The 19,172-nt window shown below is 55.3% G+C and carries 18 protein-coding genes; 13 read left to right on the top strand and 5 right to left on the bottom strand.

The genetic code is table 11. From position 1 onward, the window contains the following. Positions 1-5: 5 nt before the first annotated feature. Genes NTX59_14145 through NTX59_14125 form a run of 5 tightly spaced genes read left to right on the top strand, consistent with a single transcriptional unit; the run spans position 6 to position 4,853 of the window. Positions 6-974, top strand: a complete 969-nt coding sequence (locus NTX59_14145) for a glycosyltransferase family 2 protein (GenBank protein ID MCX5786819.1) — start codon at positions 6-8, stop codon at positions 972-974. Then, entirely contained in the window at positions 961-1,890 is a 930-nt protein-coding gene (locus NTX59_14140) for a class I SAM-dependent methyltransferase (protein ID MCX5786818.1), read from the top strand. Before NTX59_14145 ends, NTX59_14140 begins: the two co-directional genes overlap by 14 nt. Next, positions 1,887-2,852, top strand: coding sequence for an NAD-dependent epimerase/dehydratase family protein (locus NTX59_14135; protein ID MCX5786817.1), 966 nt, complete (start codon positions 1,887-1,889; stop codon positions 2,850-2,852). Before NTX59_14140 ends, NTX59_14135 begins: the two co-directional genes overlap by 4 nt. Continuing rightward, on the top strand, positions 2,849-2,974 hold the full coding sequence (locus NTX59_14130) for a hypothetical protein (GenBank protein ID MCX5786816.1): 126 nt from the start codon (positions 2,849-2,851) through the stop codon (positions 2,972-2,974). Before NTX59_14135 ends, NTX59_14130 begins: the two co-directional genes overlap by 4 nt. 1 nt (position 2,975) lies before the next feature. Next, the gene (locus NTX59_14125; GenBank protein MCX5786815.1) at positions 2,976-4,853 is read left to right on the top strand and encodes a glycosyltransferase family 39 protein; all 1,878 of its coding nucleotides are present in this window, start codon (positions 2,976-2,978) and stop codon (positions 4,851-4,853) included. On the opposite strand, the gene NTX59_14120 is transcribed toward NTX59_14125, so the two are convergent. Further along, positions 4,850-6,067, bottom strand: a complete 1,218-nt coding sequence (locus NTX59_14120; GenBank protein MCX5786814.1) for a glycosyltransferase family 39 protein — start codon at positions 6,065-6,067, stop codon at positions 4,850-4,852. The genes NTX59_14125 and NTX59_14120 overlap by 4 nt on opposite strands. A 4-nt stretch (positions 6,068-6,071) precedes the next feature. Next, positions 6,072-7,031: a glycosyltransferase family 2 protein gene (locus NTX59_14115; GenBank protein MCX5786813.1), complete on the bottom strand. Its 960-nt coding sequence runs from the start codon at positions 7,029-7,031 to the stop codon at positions 6,072-6,074. Positions 7,032-7,155: 124 nt separating this feature from the next. Between NTX59_14115 and NTX59_14110 the strand changes: the two genes are divergently transcribed. The 3 genes from NTX59_14110 to NTX59_14100 are packed head-to-tail and all read left to right on the top strand — an operon-like array spanning position 7,156 to position 9,816. Beyond that, positions 7,156-8,232 (top strand): Gfo/Idh/MocA family oxidoreductase, encoded by a 1,077-nt coding sequence (locus NTX59_14110; protein MCX5786812.1) that lies wholly within the window; start codon positions 7,156-7,158, stop codon positions 8,230-8,232. Between the two features lies 1 nt (position 8,233). Further along, on the top strand, positions 8,234-8,704 hold the full coding sequence (locus NTX59_14105; GenBank protein ID MCX5786811.1) for an acyltransferase: 471 nt from the start codon (positions 8,234-8,236) through the stop codon (positions 8,702-8,704). Beyond that, positions 8,701-9,816 (top strand): DegT/DnrJ/EryC1/StrS family aminotransferase, encoded by a 1,116-nt coding sequence (locus tag NTX59_14100; GenBank protein MCX5786810.1) that lies wholly within the window; start codon positions 8,701-8,703, stop codon positions 9,814-9,816. The genes NTX59_14105 and NTX59_14100 overlap by 4 nt, the downstream gene beginning before the upstream one ends. A 659-nt stretch (positions 9,817-10,475) precedes the next feature. Here the strand turns inward: NTX59_14100 and asnB are convergent. Together asnB and NTX59_14090 are read right to left on the bottom strand one after the other, a co-directional pair. Beyond that, the gene (gene asnB / locus NTX59_14095) at positions 10,476-12,335 is read right to left on the bottom strand and encodes an asparagine synthase (glutamine-hydrolyzing) (GenBank protein ID MCX5786809.1); all 1,860 of its coding nucleotides are present in this window, start codon (positions 12,333-12,335) and stop codon (positions 10,476-10,478) included. A 99-nt stretch (positions 12,336-12,434) separates the two neighbouring features. Then, positions 12,435-13,565 carry a DegT/DnrJ/EryC1/StrS family aminotransferase gene (locus NTX59_14090; GenBank protein MCX5786808.1) on the bottom strand — a complete coding sequence of 377 codons (1,131 nt, stop codon included), beginning with the start codon at positions 13,563-13,565 and terminating at the stop codon, positions 12,435-12,437. A 77-nt stretch (positions 13,566-13,642) separates the two neighbouring features. On the opposite strand from NTX59_14090, the gene NTX59_14085 reads away from it, so the two are divergent. From NTX59_14085 to NTX59_14065, 5 genes are read left to right on the top strand one after another with little or no spacing between them, the layout of a single operon-like run. Beyond that, on the top strand, positions 13,643-15,229 hold the full coding sequence (locus tag NTX59_14085) for a glycosyltransferase family 39 protein (GenBank protein MCX5786807.1): 1,587 nt from the start codon (positions 13,643-13,645) through the stop codon (positions 15,227-15,229). Continuing rightward, positions 15,226-15,936, top strand: coding sequence for a glycosyltransferase family 2 protein (locus NTX59_14080; GenBank protein MCX5786806.1), 711 nt, complete (start codon positions 15,226-15,228; stop codon positions 15,934-15,936). The genes NTX59_14085 and NTX59_14080 overlap by 4 nt, the downstream gene beginning before the upstream one ends. Then, positions 15,933-16,802: a glucose-1-phosphate thymidylyltransferase RfbA gene (gene rfbA / locus NTX59_14075; GenBank protein MCX5786805.1), complete on the top strand. Its 870-nt coding sequence runs from the start codon at positions 15,933-15,935 to the stop codon at positions 16,800-16,802. Before NTX59_14080 ends, rfbA begins: the two co-directional genes overlap by 4 nt. Beyond that, positions 16,799-17,668 (top strand): NAD(P)-dependent oxidoreductase, encoded by an 870-nt coding sequence (locus NTX59_14070; GenBank protein ID MCX5786804.1) that lies wholly within the window; start codon positions 16,799-16,801, stop codon positions 17,666-17,668. Before rfbA ends, NTX59_14070 begins: the two co-directional genes overlap by 4 nt. Then, entirely contained in the window at positions 17,652-18,689 is a 1,038-nt protein-coding gene (locus NTX59_14065) for an MraY family glycosyltransferase (protein MCX5786803.1), read from the top strand. The genes NTX59_14070 and NTX59_14065 overlap by 17 nt, the downstream gene beginning before the upstream one ends. A gap of 70 nt (positions 18,690-18,759) precedes the next feature. Here the strand turns inward: NTX59_14065 and NTX59_14060 are convergent, their stop codons facing one another. Then, complete coding sequence (locus tag NTX59_14060; GenBank protein ID MCX5786802.1) at positions 18,760-19,152, bottom strand: OsmC family protein; 393 nt, start codon at positions 19,150-19,152, stop codon at positions 18,760-18,762. Positions 19,153-19,172 lie beyond the last annotated feature (20 nt).

Below are 19,172 nucleotides of genomic sequence, written 5' to 3'. Positions count from 1 at the left end.
CCATTATGACCGACACCGAAAAAAAAGCCAAAATAAGCGCCATCATCGCCTGCTACCGCGACGCGCAGGCCGTGCCCGTGATGTACGGCAGGCTGCGAACGGTTTTTGAAAAGCTGGGAGTGGATTACGAGATAATTTTTGTCAACGATGGCAGCCCCGATAATTCCAGGGAGGTGCTGGCGGGACTCGCCGCGGCCGACAAAAAGCTGCTGGTGGTAAATCACGCCCGCAATTTCGGGTCGCAGAACGCATTCACCAGCGGCATGCGCATAGCCTCAGGGGACGCGGTAGTACTGCTCGACGGAGACCTGCAGGACCCTCCCGAAGTTATCGAAGGCTTTTACCGCAAGTGGCGCGAGGGTTACGACGTGGTGTACGGCGTCAGAGAAAAACGCGAGGCTCCGCTGGTCATGCAGGCGGCTTACAAAATCTTTTACAGGGTTTTTCACTCGCTGTCCTACCTGCCTATCCCGCTGGACGCCGGGGATTTTTCGCTTATTGACCGCAGGGTGGTTGACGTGCTCAACAGCCTCCCGGAAAACAACCGCCTTATGCGGGGCCTGAGGGCGTGGGCCGGGTTCAGGCAGGCGGGAGTGCCGTACGTCAGGCCGGAGCGCATGTTCGGCCGCACCACGAATTCCTTCCTTCGCAACCTGGACTGGGCCCGCAAGGCCATTTTCTCTTTTTCCTATGCCCCGCTTGACTTTATCATCTGGCTGGCTTTCCTTGCGGTAGCCGGCTCCTTTGCCGCCATCATCGTACAGGTCGCGCTGCGCCTGCTCTACCCGGACCTGGCCCCGCACGGTTTCCCCACGATCATAATACTGATACTTTTCATGGGCGGCGTGCAGCTGCTCTGCCTGGGGATCATAGGGTCGTACCTTGCCCATATTTACGACGAGGTTAAGCGCCGCCCGCCCTACGTGGTTGAGAGCTACCTTAACTATACGCCCGGAACAGATGCCAAACGTTGAACTGCGCCGGACGCGCTGCCCCGTCTGCGATACCGCCGGAAACGCGGCAGAACTGTATCCCGCCAATTTTGACATGGAGGCGTTCAACCCGGCGGTATTCTCCGCCAGACGCCTGCCGGACCGGGTCCACTACCGCACCGTGAAATGCAATACCTGCGGCCTGGTCCGTTCGGACCCTGTGGCCGACACCGAAACCCTCTCCAGGCTTTACGCCGCCAGCACGCTGGACTATTATTCCGAGATACAGAACATACGCCGCACTTACGGCCGCTACCTGGCGAAAGCCGGGAAATACCTGTCGCCGGCGAGGTCCCTGCTGGAGATCGGCTGCGGCAGCGGTTTTTTCCTGGAAGAGGCGTTCGGGCGCGGCTATACAAAAGTCCGGGGAGTGGAGCCCAGCGCCCCGGCCGCCGAAAAGGCCGCTCCCTCGGTGCGCTCCAATATCCGCGTGAGTGTCATGAAGCCGGGCCTGTTCGCAGAAGGGGAGTTCGATATTGTATGCATGTTCCAGGTGCTTGACCATATCCCCGACCCGGGCGCGCTGCTTGACGGCTGTCTGCGCGCGCTGCGCCCCGGCGGAGCTATCCTGGTGCTGAATCATAATATAGACGCGGTTTCCGCGCGGCTGATGGGTGAGCGCAGCCCCATAGTGGACATTGAGCACACTTTCCTGTACGGCGGCCGCACACTGCCGCGCCTTGTTGAAAGCCGCGGTTTTGAAGTTAAAGAAGCCGGTCCCGTTTTCAACACTTATTCGCTGAATTACCTGACCCGGCTGCTGCCGCTGCCGCCCGCTCTGAAACGGGCCGCGCTTTGGGCTTTGGAGCGGAGCGGCGCCGGGAGGCTGGCGCTGCGGGCGCCGCTCGGCAATATTTACCTTATAGCCGTGAAGCCGGAGGGGGGGAGGCCGCGATGAAAAAGGTGATGCTGACCGGAGGCACCGGTTTCGTAGGGGCAAACCTGGCGCGGCGCCTGCTGGAGGCGGGGCACGAAACGCACCTGCTGGTGCGCCCGGAGCACACGGCCTGGCGGTTGGGCGATATAAAGTCAAAACTGTTTTTTCACGAGTCTGCTCTGGACGACAAGGCGCGGCTTTCCGAAATAGCCGGGACCGTCAGACCGGACTGGATCTTCCACCTCGCGGCGCACGGCGCCTATTCCTGGCAGACGGACTCCGACGCCATAGTGCGCACAAACATCTCCGGCACAATGAACCTGCTCGGCGCCTGCCTTGAGCGCGGGTTCGAGGCTTTTGTGAATACCGGTTCTTCCTCCGAGTACGGTTTCAAGGACCACGCGCCCGGAGAGGGGGAGTGTCCTGAACCCAACAGCTGCTACGCCGTAACCAAGTCGGCCGCCACGAATTTCTGCAGGTATATCTCCCGCGCCAGGGACGTACACGCGGTCACGCTCCGCCTTTATTCCGTTTACGGGCCCTTCGAGGATCCCGGCCGTTTTATTCCGGCGCTGATAATCAACGGTCTGCGCGGCGGCTTTCCGCCGCTGGCCGCCCCGGAAACTGCGCGCGATTATGTTTACGCGGACGATGTCTGCGACGCTTATCTGCTGGCCGCCGCCCGCGCGGATGTCCCGCGCGGCTCCATCTACAATGTGGGCACGGGTACGCAGACAACGCTGCGCGAGGCCGTTGAAACTGCGCGCGGCGTAATGCGCCTGGCCGCCGAACCGAAGTGGGGAAGCATGCCGGCCCGTTCCTGGGACACCGGGGTCTGGATCTCTGACAGCCGCCTGATACGGCGGGAACTCGGCTGGGAACCGCGTTTTAATTTTGCGGGCGGTTTTAAAAAGACCGCGGAATGGCTTTCGGGGCGGCCGGATCTGCTTGAATTTTACCGCGCCAAAGGCGGCCGGCGGTGAAAAACAGGATGCTCGCCTTCGCGTTCATAGTCTGGTCCGCCGCTAACTATCTGGCGTTTTTTTTAAACTTCTTAAAGAGCGGTAACGTGGCCAAAGGCCTGCACAAACTGGCCGGTTTCTGAAATGATACTGACCCTGCCCCTGGATATCTGCGTTATAGCGTTATTCGTTCTTGCCTGCGCCGGGCTTGGCCGTATGGCGCTTGGTTTTTTTACGCGTCCGGATTCGGAGCCCGCGGCAGGGGACTTTCTCCTTTCCACCGGTCTTGGTTTATTCGCATTTTCCTACCTCTCCTACGCGCTAGGGCTGGCCGGCCTGGTTTACAGGCCGGTTTTTTTATCACTTTTTGCGGTGGCCGTCTGGCTTGGCAGAAAAGAAATCTCCGTCTTTTTCAGGAGGTTCGGGGAGATCAGGCCGGGGCCTTTATCGCGCGTCGAAAAACTGCTGCTTGCTGTTATTTTTACGGCCGCGGTTTTTAATTTTTTCTACAATTACTGCCCGCCCTGCGCCGAGGACGAAATTTCGACCTACCTGGGAATACCGGCTAAATGGGCGCGCGCGCACGCTATCTACGCCCTGCCCGGAGCTTCGGCGCAGTATTTCCCTTACGGAGTACTGGCTGACTATCTGGCGCTTGTCAGCGCGGGTTCAGTGCAGGCGGCGCGTCTTTTTCACTATGTTTCCGGGCTTTTCTGCCTGCTTTGCGTCTGGCTGCTTGCGCGGAGATTCCTTGACCGCAGTCAGGCACTGCTGGCCTGCGTTCTGTTCTATACCATGCCGATGGTAACTTCTCTTTCCGGCGTGGGCAATACGGACCTGGGCACGCTTTTTTACGCCTTGCTTGCGGTTTATGCTTTTGCCGGCTGGCTGTCCTCAAAAGAGCCGCGCGCTCTGATGCTTGCGGCGGTCCTGGCCGGGGCTCACGCCGCCTGCAAGTACACCGCTTTCCCGCTGCTCATAATATTTCCGCTGGCTGTTGTTTATGAAGAAAGAAAGCGCCTGGCCGGCGCTGTTAAGTCCGCCGCGGCGTTCGCGGCCGTTTCATTTGCGGCCCTGATCCCATATCTTGCGCGCACCGCCGCGCTTACCGGCAACCCCCTTTATCCCGCGCGGCTGCTGCCGGGTTTGAAATATGACGGACTGCTGTACCTGGGGCATTTGAAAAAGCAGTCGTTCTTTGACCTGCCGGGCATGATGGCGAATTTCAGTTCCGCGGGGGATATCATATGGGGCATAGGGCCGGTGTTTGCCGCTTTTCTGCCGGCGGTATTCCTCTTCAGGCTCAGGGACAAGGATGGCCGGGATATTTCCATGCTTCTGCTGGGCATAGCGGCTCTTAACGTTCTGCTGCTGTTTATGGCCCACATTTCTTTCCAGCTGACCCGCCATAGTCTGCTCAGCTTCGCTCTGCTGTCGATCCCGGTGGCCTACGCCGCGGAACGGCTCTGTGCCGTCAGGACCTTACGCGGCTACATCGCCGCGCTTATTTCCCTGTCCCTTATTACAAACCTGGCTCTTTCTCTGTATTTTGGCGGAAAGCGTCTGCCGGTGTTTTTTGGGCTGCAGTCCCGGAAAAATTATTTTGACCGCGGTTATGATTTCTGGGAAAAGTCTTTTTTTGTGAGCTACATAAACCGCAATATCCGGGAGGGGGCCGGTATATTTTTTATGTGTAATCTGGGAGCCCCCCAGCTGAACTATCCCCGGCACAGGGTTTTCGGGATGGACGCCTTCGGTATTGATTTTTACGGTTTATCCCCTCTTGGCGTGTCGGCGGAATTTGAGAAAGCGGGAATAGAGTATGTCGTGGTGGTTTGGGACAATTTTAAGTCAGACGGGGCCAGAAGCGCGCTCTGGAAAGATGGCGGGGCTGAACTCCCCGTAGAATGGCTTAGGGAAAACTTTCTCAAACCGGTGATCTCTCATGACAATGTGACGCTGTATTCGGTGGCAAAACCCGGTGAAGTGTCCCGTTCCGCAGCCGATCTCAAGGGTGTTTAGCTCTTTCTGATATGAAGGGCTGTATAAGCCCTTTCAATTGTGCAGGCCGCGAACATGATCACAAAAGGGTCGATAGGGACCCTGTATCTTATCATCGTCGCGAAAAAAATATTTACCAGAGTGTAACTTAAAAACAAAGCCAGCAAGAGTGAAGTTCTCTTGAAAGCCGGCAGTGAAAGGAAGAACCCTATCACCGCCAGCGGGATGTAGAGCCCTGAAGTGGCCATGGCCGCGGCTTTCTCACGGCCGTACGCTATCACGGGGTAAAGCCTCCAGAAATGCAGGGAACGCCTGTAAAGCAGCCAGGTAAACTTGCGGGGGTTGTTCTTTATCCAGCCCAGCGCTTTTTCCTTGCAGTACTTGTCGCGTTCCGGCAGCGGGAGCGCCGCCGCGTACTCCCAGTCCGGCGGCAGGAACTGGTCAATTCGTTCGACACCCGGCCCTTTTAATATATCCCCGGTGGTTTCGTTTAATAGCGCCTCATCGCAGGAGGAACCGTACAGGCTGAACCAGGGGGTGCTTACCGGCATGACATAGCTTTTATCGTAATGAAAATAGTTCCGCAGAGTCCAGGGGGCGATGGTCAGGAGCGTAAAAACCCCGGCCAGAAAAGCCGTTCTGAATTTTCCGGTCTGCCACCAGAGCCAGGCGCATGCCAGCGCGAAGAACGGCAGTACCACGGACTTTGTCAGTCCGGTCAGGCCTATAAGAATTCCGGTAAGGGCGAGGTTTTTCCAGTACGGCGCTTCGGCCGTTTTAACGATCTGATAAATGGCCGCGGCCAGCATGAAAGTAAGGAATGTTTCGCTGAGCAGATCTCCGGTATAGGCTATGAAATAGGGATAAAAGCCCGCCAAGGCGCCCGCGATCCTTCCGGTATTTTCCGTGAATATCTTCTTTCCGGTTCTGTAAGTCAGCAGACAGGTCAGCGCGCCGAGCAGAGCCTGCATTACGCGCGCCGCAACTACGGATTTCCCGAAAATAAAGAATATCGCGGCCAGGAAAAACGCATACCCGGGCGGCCGCCAGGAACCGCCGAAGCCGGTCCCGTGCGCTATGGACCAGCCGCCGTTGATCCAATCATAGGCGTCAGGGGAAAGCTTGCCGGCTGGCAGAGGCAGAACATAAGCCAGCCGTATCAGGAGGGAAAATCCGAACAGCGCGTAAAGAAAGTTTTTTTCAGAATTCAGCCAATTCCTGGCTTTTTCGATCATAAACTCACTTCTGGCCCTGTTCCATGTCGAAGAGCATCGCGAAAAGCAGAAATTGAATTCCTGAAATTATCAGGAGCGCCACAAAAATGGACCTTGGCGCGGTCACGGCGTAGCCGCCGCGCAGAATTTTGTCGTAAACCAGGTAAAGCCCGGACAAAAAACCGGCCGGCAGCAGGGTCAGGCCGAGGTAATAGAAGAACACCAGCGGGTGAAAGTCGCGGTACATATATTTGAAGTTAAGCCGCCAGAAAAAATCCTTCACAAGCATCGGGGAAACTTTGAGGGCGTAGTTAAAGCCCTTTATCTGCGACTGGCGTTCCCCCGGCAGATAGACGGCAGTGCGTGGTATATCTATTAACCTGAATCCGTAGGCGTTAAGACGCACTAAGAAATCCATCGGGTAGCCGTAGCCCTTCCAGGCGCGGGACCAGTTTATGGTTTCAATGGCTCTGCGGGTAATGGCGGTGTAGCCGTCCACAACATCCATCGTTTTGTAGTAGCCGGAGGATATTTTTGTAAGGGCCGTTATCAGCCAGTTGCCGAACAGTCTTATTGTTGGCATTTTTGAGAGGGTGTCTTCCAGGTTGGCGTCAAGAAAACGGTTGCCTTTTGCGTAATCCGCTCTGCCGTCCACCAGCGGGTCCAGAAAATGAGAGGCTTCGCTTAACAGCATCTGATTGTCGCCGCCCACCACCAAAGTTATGTCGCAGCCGTCGGCGGCTGCCTGCCTGTATCCGGTTATAATACCGGCGCCGGGGCCGAGGTTCGTTTTGTGGCGGAGCAGGTTAACGCGCGGGTCGGTTTTCGCTATTCCAAGCACCACCTCAGCCAGCCGGTCGGGGCTTGCGTCGTCCACCACGTAAATCCTGTCCACCAGCGGCGGCGCGCTGCGCAGCGTGTCAACTATCAGTTTTTCTTCTTTATACGCGGGTATTACAAGAGCGATCTTTTTATCACGATACATTTTCAATCCCGATTTTGCGGCGGACATTCGTTCCTGTTCGCGATATCCGCCATTTAAGATAATGATATAATACAATTTTCACGCTGTTATTTGAATTTCTATGCAGCCGAGAGGTAAAAAATACATGAACTCCGTGAACCGGGAGCTCAAATTCGCTCTTGTCGGATGCGGACGCATCGCCAAACGGCATTCCGAGTTGCTCGGCAATAAGCGGATATCCGGCGCCGTTTTAGCGGCTGTATGCGATATTGTTCCCGAAAAGGCCCGCCGCTTGGGAGAACAATTCGGGGTTCCCTGGTATACCGACATGCACGGGATGATGGCCAAAACCCCGGTGAACGTGGTTTCCGTGCTCACCGAAAGCGGTCATCATGCGGCGCACGTGACGGCGCTGGCTAAATACGGAAAACATATAGTGGTTGAAAAGCCTATGGCGCTCACCTTAGACGATGCGGACGCCATGATAAAGGCATGTGACAGTGCGGGCGTGAGACTTTTTGTCGTAAAGCAGAACCGGTTCAATGTGCCGGTAATTAAACTGCGGCAGGCGCTTGAAGCCGGGCGCTTCGGCAAGCTGGTGCTGGGCACGGTACGCGTGCGCTGGTGTCGGGAGCAAAACTATTACGACCAGGATAAATGGCGCGGCACCTGGGCGCTGGACGGCGGAGTGCTGGCCAACCAGGCCAGTCACCATATCGATCTGCTGGAATGGATGATGGGCGAGGTGGAGGGCGTTTACGCCATGTCCGCCACGGCCCTGGTTAAGATAGAGACCGAGGACACCGCCGTGGTTACGGTGCGCTTCCGCAACGGGGCCCTGGGCGTGATAGAGGCCACCACTGCGGCGCGGCCAAAGGATCTGGAAGGCTCTATTTCTATTTTAGGCGAGACCGGCTCGGTGGAGATCGCGGGTTTCGCGGTGAACCGGATGAGGACGTGGAACTTCACCAAACCCGAGCCCGGCGACGAGGAAGTGATGAAGAAGTATTCGGTCAACCCGCCCGACGTTTACGGCTTCGGCCACAAGGCCTATTACGAACATGTGGTGGACTGCATAAATAACGACAGCCGCCAACTGGTGGACGGCATAGAAGGCCGCAAGAGTCTGGAGCTGATAGCCGGGATCTACGAATCCATCGAGACAAAGCGGGAGGTCAGCCTGCGCTCCCGCCCCCGGAAGACCCGCCTTGGAGGCCCATAAAATGGGAAAACCTGTAATTAAATTAGCCGGGATAGCCGATGTGAAGTTCGGGGAAGGGGTGAAAGTGGTGGGCCCCTCCAACCTTTATGGCTGCGCCATAGGCGACGGAACCTTTGTGGGACCTTTTGTTGAGATACAGAAGTCCGCCGTAGTGGGAAAACGCTGCAAGGTGCAGTCCCACGCGTTCATCTGCGAACTGGTTACCATAGGGGACGATTGTTTTATAGGACACGGGGTGATGTTCATAAACGACACCTTCGCTTCAGGCGGGCCGGCGGGCGGACGCAGGGAGTTGTGGCGCGCTACAAAAATAGGCAATAAGGTGTCTATCGGCTCGAACGCCACCATTCTGCCGGTGAGCATTGCCGACGGAACCGTTATAGGGGCCGGCGCGGTGGTAACGAAAGATATTGCCAAGCCCGGAATTTATGCCGGCAATCCCGCCCGGCTGATTAAGGAACTGCCGGTATGAGCGTTCCGGAAAATGTTCCCTTCGCCGACCTCTACGCGCAATACCTTTCCATAAAGCCTGAAGTTGACGCCGCGATAGCTGACGTCATCCGCGCCTCGGCTTTTATCCGCGGTCCGTTCGTTGACGCTTTTGAACGCGAATTTTCGGGGGTCCTTGGCATGCCTCATTGCGTGTCATGCGCCAATGGGACCGACGGCCTCTATATTGCCATGCACGCCCTGAAGTTAAAGCCCGGTGCTGAAGTTATCACCAGCGCTCACTCCTGGATCGCCACCAGCGAAACCATAACCCAGGCCGGGGGAAAAGTCGTTTTCTGCGATACGGACCGCGACACTTTTACTCTTGACCCGGCCCGTATCGAGGAGAAGATCACTCCGCGCACGGCAGGAATTATCCCGGTGCACCTTTATGGCCAGCCGGCTGATATGCCCGCCATAATGGCTATCGCAGCCAGGCGCGGCCTGTGGGTGCTGGAGGATTGTGCCCAGTCGCACTTGGCCCGCTGCGGCGGGCGGCTGACTGGCACTTTCGGAGTTGCCGCCGTCTTTTCATTCTATCCCGGCAAGAACCTGGGCGCGATGGGGGATGCCGGCTGCGTGGTAACCGCCGACCCCAGACTCGCCGAGCGCATGGCGATGTTCGCCCGGCACGGCGGCCTTAAAAAAGGCGACCACAGCATTGAGGGCATAAACAGCCGTCTTGACGGCCTTCAGGCCGCCGTTCTTTCGGTCAAACTGCCTCACTTGCCGGATTGGACCGCCGAGCGCCGGCGTCTGGCCGCCGTTTACGACAAGGCGCTGGCCGGCCTGCCCGGTCTGGAACTGCCGGCGGTCGCCGCGGGCCGCGAGCATGTGTATCACCTTTATGTAGTGCGCCATTCCCGCCGGGACGAGCTTAAAAAATATCTGGCGGACCGGGGCATTGAAACAATTATCAATTATCCAGTGGCGCTCCCGTTCCTGCCAGCCTACGCCCGCCTCGGAGCCGCCGCTAAGGATTTTCCGAACGCCTACCGCCACCAGTCAAGGGTGCTGTCACTGCCGCTGTTCCCCGAGATGACCGCCGCGCAGCAGGGCCGGGTTATTGAAGCGATACGCTCGTTCTGTAAGTGATGGCTTTAGCTTTTTTGAAATCCTCAAATAAATAAGGAGTTCTCTATCAGGAGCCGGTGGGTTTCCCGCGCGCTCCGAGACCGGATTTTCCGGGGAAGGCGCACGGGGTCTTCCGCCGGCTCCGGAACGCGCCGGCCCGGCACAGCGGTCCGGCTTGAACGGTCCTCGCCGTCCCAAATAATAGGGATACGCTCCAGACCCCGTGCCAAAAACCCTAAAAGGAGCGGTGCGGTAAACCCGCCGGCTCCTGCATAAACGGCTAACTTAAACAATATATATGTTCCCACCCTTGTTCAAGATACATCGGTAATATCCTGGTGGAATGAAGATATTTAAGTGTGGTTGGCTTCTGGTGATGACCGCAAAGAAACCGGCGGTTTTGTTTTTATCAGACTGGCGGCGACCTACGGGCGGGGTAATTTTGAAGTATCATAAGTAAGGGCGGGGACACATATATATTTTAAAAAATGTGCTTTGGAGCGGGTGACTCCGGGTATATTTGCAGGGGTTTTCCGGAAGGCGACCTGTGCTTGCAGTCGGTGGAGCCTGAGGATAAGGGCGGCCGTACTGGCCGACCCGACCCCTGCAAATATACCCGGAGGCAGGCCCCGCGAACTTTCCGGTCTGGTGTGTTAATTTTTTTAGGTTATTCGCTTGTTTTACGTGTATTTTGTCTGCCACAGGAAGAGGGAGATCAGACAGGTCAGTTTTCGGGTATTGTCCTGACGCCCTGCCAAGTGGTCGGCCAGCAGCTTATCGGCGAAATCGTAATTGAACATGTCCGGGTTATGGGCCCTGGCCCCGCTTATGGCGTCCCTGGTAAACTCAAGCAGGCTGTCTTTCAGCCAGTAGGGCGTGGGCATATTGAAGCCTTTCTTGGGCATCTTAATTATTTCTTCCGGCAGGTAGGAACTCAGGGCCTTGCGGATTATGTGTTTTGTCGTAAAGCCTTTTATTTTCATACCAAGCGGGATAATGGCCGCCAGGTCCAGCATCTCATTGTCCAGCAGCGGAACGCGGGCCTCTTGGGAATTCAGCATGGTGACCATATCGGTGGAATGCAGCGAGCAGTAGGGCAGAAAAACATTCAGGTCCAGATACATCAGGCGGTTAAGCAGTTCGTCTTCCTGCACCATGGGCAGGTGCTGGGCGAAAACCTCAAATGGATCCGCGGCCCCCGCTCCGGGCATAAAGGTTTTTATTTCCCCGGGGGTGAGTATTTCCTTGTATTTTAAATGCGCCGCTTCCGGTTTGAAAGCCGCGCCGCGCGTGAAGGATTTTATTTTAAAGTCCAGGCTCAGGCGCTTGTGGGACACAGGCAGCGAGTCCGCCGCTCTTTTGATGGCCGCTTTTACGGGCCCCGGCAGATAGCGGTAAATACGGCCGAACTTGGCGGCGGTCAGCGTCGGGTAGCCCGCGAAGAGCTCGTCGCCGCCCGCGCCGGTGAGCGCCACGGTTATGTCTTTGCGCGACTGCTTTGAAACATGGTGCATGGCCAGATAAGTCCAGTCGCCGTGGGGTTCCGCAAGGTGTTCTATTACCGAGGGCAGATATTCCTTAACGTGTCCGGGGGTAAGCAGGCAATCGTGATGGTCCGTGCCGTATTTCTTCGCCACCAGGCGCGCGTCGTCCAGTTCATTGTAGGTACCGCCGCCTTCGTAGCCCACCGTATAAGTTTTCGGCTTAACGCCCAGTTTTGCCATCATAGCCACTATTGCGGTGGAATCAAGTCCGCTGGAAAGGAAAACGCCCAATGGCACCTCGCTCATCAGCTGGCGTCTGACCGAATTTAAAAGCGCTTCTTCAATGCGCGCTGAGGCTTCCGCCTCGGTCATTTTTTTCGGGGTGAAGCGATAATGCCAGTACTGCCGTATCTCGGTCTTTCCGTTACGAACCTTTATAAAACAGCCCTGGGGCAGGCGGCGCACATGTTCGAAAATGGTGCGGGGCGAAGAAATATAGTAGAAGGAAAGATAATTTGTCAGCGCCTGGCGGTCAATATCGCGCGGCACTCCGGTAAACGAGAGCAGGGACTTTATTTCGGAAGACAGCAGCAGCGTGCCGTTAAGGTCGCAGTAGAACAGAGGTTTTACGCCCACGCGGTCGCGGGCCGCAAGCAAAGTTTCGGTTTTCGCGTCCCAGAGGACGAAAGCGAACATTCCGTTCAGCCGCTCAATGAACTTTTCTCCGTATTCCTCGTACAGGTGCACCAGCACTTCGGTGTCGGAGTTGGTTTTGAAATGATGTTTCGGCTCAAGTTCGCGCCTGAGTTCGCGGTAATTGTATATTTCCCCGTTCAGTATAACTGCCACGGCGCCGGTTTCGTTGAAAATGGGCTGGCGGCCGCCGGTCACGTCGATTATGGAAAGGCGGCGCATAGCAAGGCCGCAGTAACGGTCGGTGAAAACGCCTTCGTCGTCCGGGCCGCGGTGGAACATCTCAAAAAGCGGTCTCTTGAGTTCCGCTTCCATTACCGGCTTTTTAGACGCGTAATTTATTTTTGCTGTTATTCCGCACATAATAAAAGCAAAAAGGTGCCTGGCACCTTTTTGCTGCGAAGGCGAGCCAAAAGGGCGGGGCCTGGCACCTTTTTGCCGTCACAAGTTGTCAGTTACAGGTCAGACGCTTACTTGAACCGCTTCTTTAACCGCATTGGTCACGGCATTTATCTGGGCATCGGTCAGCTCCGGGTACATCGGCAGCGAGAAGACCATGTCCTGTACCTTTTCGCAGACCGGCATGTCACCCCGTTTGCCGCCCAGCCGGGAGTAAGCCTGCTGCAGGTGCAGAGAGATCGGATAATAGATCTGGTTGCCTATCCCCTGCTCTGTCAGGTGCTTCTGCGCGTTATCGCGTTTGGCTTTGGAGTCAAAGCGGATGGTGTAGTAGTTGAAGGAGTGGCGGCAGTTGGACGGCACGGAGGGGGTAACGCAGACGCCTTTGAGCGCGGCGGCATACTTGCCGGCCACGAGGTTCCGCATTTCCGTCCATTCTTCCACGTGCCTTAGACGCACGGAAAGTATGGCGGCCTGCACGGTATCGAGCCGGGAATTAAAGCCTTCCATTTCGTGGAGATATCGCGCCTTCTGCCCGTGGTTGCGCAGGGCTTTCAGCTCTTCGTGTATTTTGTCGTCGTTCGTTGTAACCATGCCGCCGTCGCCGAAGGCGCCCAGGTTTTTGGCTGGGAAAAAGCTGAAAGTGCCGCAGTCGCCTATGTTGCCCAGGTATTGCCAGTCTTTGCCTTCGATTTTGTACTTGCCGGTGAAAGACTGCGCGGCGTCTTCGATGATCTTCAGGTTATGCTTTTTCGCCAGCGCCATGAAGGCATCCATGTCGGCTGGCATGCCGTAGAGGTGCACCGGTATTATGGCCCTGGTTTTTTTTGTGATCTTTTTCTCCGCGCTTTTCGGGTCCAGGGTGTAGGTAATCGGGTCAATGTCGGCGAACACCGGCACGGCGCCGGCCTGGCTGATGGTTTCAGCGGTGGCTATGAAAGTGAAGGGGGAGGTTATTACCTCGTCGCCGGGCTTTATGCCGCAGGCAAGTATCGACAGGCGCAGGGCGTCCGTGCCGTTGGCAACGCCTACCGCGTATCTGGCGCCCACGTGCGCCGCGAATTCTTTTTCAAATTTGGCCACTTCTTCGCCCAAAATGAAATTAGCCTTGTTGAAAACGGTTTTTACCGCGGTTTCGATCTCGTCTTTGATAGGCGGGTAGCCCGCCAGCATGTCAACCATGGGGATTTTCATTGTTTTTCCCTTGTATATTCAAGCGCGTTCGCAAGTGTGAAGATTTACTATAATCTTATTATATAAAAAAGTGAATTATGAAACTTAACAGAAGTTTGCCTTTGATTTTTTTATTTGCCGCAGCTTTGACGCTGCGCATAGCCGGTTTGAAGCTTGGCCTGCCTTCCGAAACCGGCGGGCTTACAACGCTCCACCCGGACGAATCAGTGACTTTTTACTCTCTTGAAAGGATGGATCCGTCAAAACTGGATTTTTATCCGGGCGACTCGCTTAGCTGGGGTACCTTTTATGTTTACTCAGTGGGGGCTTTGGTTAAAACGCTTGATATCGCCGGATTTATAAAACTGGGGGATCGTGAAAATCTTAAAAAGAACCTTGGCGAGGTAGACAAAATGTATCTGTCCGCCCGCGCGCTTTCAGCGATATTCGGCGCGTTATCGGTTATCGCGCTATATTTTATCGGCTGCCTGTTCTTGAGTGAGAGAGCCGCATTCGCCTCTGCCATGTTTATGGCTGTTTCGCAGGCGCCGGTTATGGCTTCGGCTCTTGTTAAAACTGACAGTGTAATGCTTTTTTGGGGGCTGATGTCGGTTTATTTTTCTTTTAAACTTCTGCGCAAGCCCTCAAATGCCAATTACTCGCTGGCCGGCGTCTTTCTGGGGCTCGCTTTCATAACTAAATACAGCGCGGCGCTGCTTGTCTTTTTCCCTTTAGCGGCGCATTTTCACTATGCGTACGTGTCGCGCAACCCTGTTTTCGGGCTTAAGAAACTTTTTATTTTCATGCTTTCGGGCCTTGCGGTTTTCCTCGTTCTGAACCCGTACTTTATATTGAAGTTCTCGGACGAACTTAAATACATGTCGATAGTAGCCGCCTGCGGCAGGATAGGCGGCAGTCTTCGGGAGTTATATGCCGCTTATTTTTTGACGGTCCTTCCCGCGGCTTTCGGCTGGAGTATGGTCCCCTTCGCTCTGGCGGCTATGGCGCGCTGGTTTTCCGGCCCCTCTTATGAGAAGAAAATAGCGGTCGTTTATTGTGCGTTGTTCGCCGCTTGGGCGGGCGCCGCCCCATACACCTATGTGCTCTATACGCTGCCCCTTGCCCCTTTTATCTTTCTTGCCGCCGGGGACCTGGCCCATTCCATATTTGACAGCCGTTGGGGAAAGGTTATTGTCATTGCGGTATTCGCGCAGGTTCTGTTTTACACCCTTTTTATCAGGCGCAATTACGTCTCGGACTACACCATAAAGGAAGCCGACTCATGGATACGGCAAAATTTGCCGGAAGGTTCAAACGTCGCGATAGCCAAGAATGATACCTGGACGCCGTTCGTTATAAGGCGGCACTCGGGCTCCTTTAAAGTTATTGAAGGAGCATCTTCCCAGTCGGTTGTCCCGTACGCCGTTGCTGAACTCGGCAAAATCTACTCAAAAGCGGATTACGTGGTAATTTCAGAGCCCGAATATGTCCCCATAGAGGCAACTCCGGAACAATACCCGGCTGCCTATGCCGCGCTTGAGAAGGTTTTTTCCGGGACCAAAGAGGTTAAGAGATTTGAGAAGAGGCTGCCTTTTTATATTCTGCCGTTCAATTACAGAAACATGGCTCAGCAGGTAAATTTCATGAATCCGGATATAAGAGTGCTCAAGGTAGTTAAAAAATGAAAGTTTCAATTGTGGTCCCCTGTTATAACGAGATAAAAACCCTGCCGGAGGTCTTTAAACGGCTGGCCGCCCTGCCCATTGAAAAGGAAGTGATAGCGGTGGATGACGGCTCAAAGGACGGCTCGCGCGAGTGGCTGAACTTGGCCCTTGAGAAAAAACTGTTTCCGTTCGAGCTGAAGGTGATAGAGCACGAGCGCAATAAAGGCAAGGGAGGCGCGCTTATAACCGGTTTTGCCGCCGCCTCGGGAGGCGTAGTAATAGTGCAGGACGCCGACCTTGAATACGACTGCAAATATATCCCTGAAATAGTGCGTCCCGTCGCCGAGGGCCGTGCCGATGCGGTTTACGGCTCGCGCCTGACAACAGGAGAGTCGAAGCCGTACAATGTCTTTTACCTTTGGGGCAACCAGTTCTTAACATGCCTGATAAACCTGCTTTTTGGCGCGCGCATGACCGATTCGTACACCTGTTATAAAGCTTTCAGCGCGCCTTTTTTAAAAACCTTGGATCTATCTTCGAACGGGTTTGAAATAGAAGCGGAACTTTCCTGCAAGCTCGCTTTCAGAAAAGCGCGTTTTGAAGAGGTGCCGATAATTTACGCCTCCCGGTCAAGGCTGGAAGGTAAAAAAATAAATTATAAGGACGCGGTTAAAGGCGTTTTGAAGATCTTCTGGCTGCGCCTTACGCTAAGGAGTCAATCATCATGAAAGGTATAATACTCGCCGGGGGCTCAGGCACCAGGCTTGCCCCGCTGACCACGGTCGTTTCAAAGCAGCTGCTGCCTGTTTACAATAAGCCCATGGTGCATTTTCCGCTGGCCACTTTGATGCTCGCCGGAACGCGCGAGATACTTATAATTTCCACTCCCCGCGACCTCGGAGGGTTTAAAAAACTGCTGGGCGACGGGCGGCGCCTGGGCCTTAAAATAAGCTACGCCGCGCAATCAAGCCCCCGCGGCATAGCCGAGGCGCTGATCATAGGCGAAAATTTCATCGGGGGGGAAAATTGCTGGCTGATACTCGGCGATAATATCTTTTTCGGCCACGGCCTGCCGCAGGAGCTGGAAGCCGCCGGTCTTGAAAACGACGGCGCCACCGTTTTCGGGTACAGCGTGAGCGACCCGCAGCGCTACGGGGTGCTCTCTTTTGACGCTCACGGCGTCCCCCAAAGCATAGAAGAAAAGCCCTCGCGGCCCCTTTCAAACTACGCTGTGACCGGCCTTTACCTTTACGACAAGCGCGCTTCGGCGTTCGCTAAAAAACTTAAACCCTCCGCCCGGGGCGAGCTTGAAATAACCGGCCTTAACAATATTTACCTTTCCAGGGGGGAGCTTAAAGCCAGGAAACTGGGCCGCGGATACGCGTGGCTTGACACCGGCACTTACGACAGTCTGCTTGAGGCCTCAAATTTCATACAGGCTATAGAAAAACGCCAGGGCCTTCAGGTGGCCTGCGTTGAGGAAATAGCCTACCGCCTGGGTTTTATAAGCAGGCGGCAGTTTGCCCGTCTGGCGCTTGAAATGGCGGCTACCCCCCAGGGGCCGTACCTGAAAAGCGTGCTTGAAGAGCCATGAGAAATCTTGTCATAGGTTCCTCCGGCCAGGTAGGATCAAACCTTGAACGCGCCTGCGCCGTCAACGGTGAAGTTCGCGGCGCCGACATAAAGCCCTCGTCAGGGAGGCTTTTTATCGACATTACCGAACCCGCCTCCGTGCGCGCGGCGTTTGAAACCGTCCGGCCCGAGGTCGTTTATTTGTGCGCCGCAATGACATATGTGGACGGCTGCGAAAAAGATCCGTCGCTCGCTGAAAAAATAAATGTAAGGGGAACGGAAATTACGGCCGCCTGCTGCCGCGAGGCCGGCTCAAAGCTTGTGTATCTTTCAACCGAATATGTTTTTGACGGAAAAAACGGCCCTTACTCCGAGACCGACGCCACGAACCCCATAAGCGTTTACGGGAAAACAAAGCTTCGCGGCGAGCGGGCGGCGCTGGCGCTTGAGAACGCGCTTTCAATAAGGACCACGGTGGTTTACAGCTACGCTCCGGGGGAGAAAAATTTTCTGATGCAGCTCATAGGCGCCGCGAAATCAGGCGTTAAAATGCGGGTGCCTAAAGATCAGTATTCCAATCCCACTTACGCTCCGGAGCTTGCGGAATTTATTCTGGAACTTGTCCTTAAGAGTAAGAGCGGAATTTACAATGTGGTCGGCGCCGAACGCCTGGACCGCTGCTCTTTTGCGCTGAAGGCTTGTGAAATTCTGGGCCTTAAGCCTTCATTGATAGAACCCGCGCTTACCGCCGAGCTTGGCCAGACGGCGGCAAGGCCTCTATGCGCCGGCCTTAAAACGGAGAAACTTAAGAAGGAACTCGGGCGGGTCCCTCTTGGCGCTTCGGACAGTCTTAAATTTATAAAATTATTAAATGAATACTCTGCTTGAAAATTTCAGGCTTTATCTCATAGCCTTTCTGCTGCCGCTGGGCCTTTCACTTGCGTTCACGCCGCTTTTGCGGCGCGCGGCGCTGGCTCTCGGGCACGTGGACAAGCCTACCGACATCAAGACTCACAAGGTCCCGACGCCGCTTTTCGGCGGGGTGGCCGTGGCTCTGGCGTTTTCGGTTTCGCTTATTGTCATGCGTTTTTACACCTCTTTCCCCACCGGCACGCTCAGGGATTTGCGCGTGATACTTGCGGGGGGGGCGGTGATGTTCGCGCTGGGCTTCATTGACGACCTTAAAAAACCCAACGGGCTCGGCGTCAGGACAAAATTTACCATACAGTTCCTGGTGGCTTTTTTTACCGCCCTTTACGGCATAAGGATACGCTTCGTGGAACCGCAGTATCTTTCCTTCGCCCTCAGCCTGTTGTGGATAGTGGGCGTGTCCAACGCTTTTAACATCATTGACATTATGGACGGTCTTTCCGCCGGGCAGGCCGCGGTAGCCTCTTTCGGTTTCTTGCTGATAGCTTTTCCTTCGGAATCGATATATGTCAACTTCGCTTCCGCGGCTCTCGCGGGCGCCGTTCTGGGTTTTCTGCCGTATAACTTCTCAAAGAAATTTAAAATTTTCATGGGCGATTCCGGCAGCCTTTTCTGCGGATTCGTGCTGGCGCTGGTCGCTATGGGCACCCAGTACACTAAAATTAATCCGCTTGGGGTTTACGCGCCGCTTTTTATACTGGCCATCCCGATATACGATACCCTTTTCGTTTCCGTAATGCGCCTGCGGCGCGGGCATTCGCCGTTTCTGGGCAGTAAAGACCATTTCGCCCTGCGGCTGGAAAAGCTGGGTTTCTCAAGGCAGGGAATAGCGTTTGGCGCGGCGCTGGCCGCGGTGGCGCTGTCAGTTTTTGCCTGGCTTATAACCCTGGTGCCGCTTGTCTGGGGGGCGCTTATCGGTTTTGTCGTCGGAATTGTATTCCTGCTTATAAGCGCGGCCATAGCCAGAATAAAAATATAGGCCGTTTTGGTAGTCTGAGAGTCTAAGGGTCTGGGAGTCTGTGACTCTACGACTCTTAGACTCTAAGACGCTAATGTGCGGTAATTTCAAACTCCGGCGGGTTCTGCATGTGGCGCTTTACCAGGCACTGCTCCGCCGCTTTTATTACCGCGCCCTTGTACTTGGCGGGAAAATCCTTCGGCAGCGTAATTTTAAAATACATCTTTGTCGCCAGGTGCGCGGCCTGGTCCCAATCCATAGATAAGGTTATTTTCAGCCCCTCCTCGCTAAGCCCGCGGGATTGCATGAAGCTCAGCACGAATATGCCGGCGCAGGTACCGAGCGAAGCCAGAAAAAGGTCAAAAGGCGTAGGCGCCGAGCCGCCGCCTCCCGCCTGGGCCGGCTGGTCGGTGGCTATTTCAAAACCGTGAATAGCGGCGTTTACTTTTTTATTTCCCGGAAAAGTTATTTCCATGTCAGACATAAGTTGTTATCCTCAACATT

The organism is Elusimicrobiota bacterium (assembly GCA_026388155.1).
In the GTDB taxonomy this organism is placed as follows: Bacteria; Elusimicrobiota; Elusimicrobia; order Elusimicrobiales; family UBA9959; genus UBA9634.
Note: the sequence above shows the minus strand (reverse complement) of the source record. Positions and strands in the feature narration are given on the sequence as shown.

Excerpts from the sequence above, each read along its gene's own strand:
- NTX59_14115 (MCX5786813.1), bottom strand. The coding sequence starts at position 7,031 with ATGTATCGTGATAAAAAGATCGCTCTTGTAATACCCGCGTATAAAGAA.
- NTX59_14135 (MCX5786817.1), top strand. The coding sequence starts at position 1,887 with ATGAAAAAGGTGATGCTGACCGGAGGCACCGGTTTCGTAGGGGCAAAC.
- NTX59_14090 (MCX5786808.1), bottom strand. The coding sequence starts at position 13,565 with ATGAAAATCCCCATGGTTGACATGCTGGCGGGCTACCCGCCTATCAAA.
- NTX59_14120 (MCX5786814.1), bottom strand. The coding sequence starts at position 6,067 with ATGATCGAAAAAGCCAGGAATTGGCTGAATTCTGAAAAAAACTTTCTT.
- NTX59_14125 (MCX5786815.1), top strand. The coding sequence starts at position 2,976 with ATGATACTGACCCTGCCCCTGGATATCTGCGTTATAGCGTTATTCGTT.
- asnB (MCX5786809.1), bottom strand. The coding sequence starts at position 12,335 with ATGTGCGGAATAACAGCAAAAATAAATTACGCGTCTAAAAAGCCGGTA.
- NTX59_14105 (MCX5786811.1), top strand. The coding sequence starts at position 8,234 with ATGGGAAAACCTGTAATTAAATTAGCCGGGATAGCCGATGTGAAGTTC.
- NTX59_14060 (MCX5786802.1), bottom strand. The coding sequence starts at position 19,152 with ATGTCTGACATGGAAATAACTTTTCCGGGAAATAAAAAAGTAAACGCC.
- NTX59_14145 (MCX5786819.1), top strand. The coding sequence starts at position 6 with ATGACCGACACCGAAAAAAAAGCCAAAATAAGCGCCATCATCGCCTGC.
- NTX59_14070 (MCX5786804.1), top strand. The coding sequence starts at position 16,799 with ATGAGAAATCTTGTCATAGGTTCCTCCGGCCAGGTAGGATCAAACCTT.
- NTX59_14065 (MCX5786803.1), top strand. The coding sequence starts at position 17,652 with ATGAATACTCTGCTTGAAAATTTCAGGCTTTATCTCATAGCCTTTCTG.
- NTX59_14140 (MCX5786818.1), top strand. The coding sequence starts at position 961 with ATGCCAAACGTTGAACTGCGCCGGACGCGCTGCCCCGTCTGCGATACC.
- NTX59_14080 (MCX5786806.1), top strand. The coding sequence starts at position 15,226 with ATGAAAGTTTCAATTGTGGTCCCCTGTTATAACGAGATAAAAACCCTG.
- rfbA (MCX5786805.1), top strand. The coding sequence starts at position 15,933 with ATGAAAGGTATAATACTCGCCGGGGGCTCAGGCACCAGGCTTGCCCCG.
- NTX59_14100 (MCX5786810.1), top strand. The coding sequence starts at position 8,701 with ATGAGCGTTCCGGAAAATGTTCCCTTCGCCGACCTCTACGCGCAATAC.
- NTX59_14085 (MCX5786807.1), top strand. The coding sequence starts at position 13,643 with ATGAAACTTAACAGAAGTTTGCCTTTGATTTTTTTATTTGCCGCAGCT.
- NTX59_14110 (MCX5786812.1), top strand. The coding sequence starts at position 7,156 with ATGAACTCCGTGAACCGGGAGCTCAAATTCGCTCTTGTCGGATGCGGA.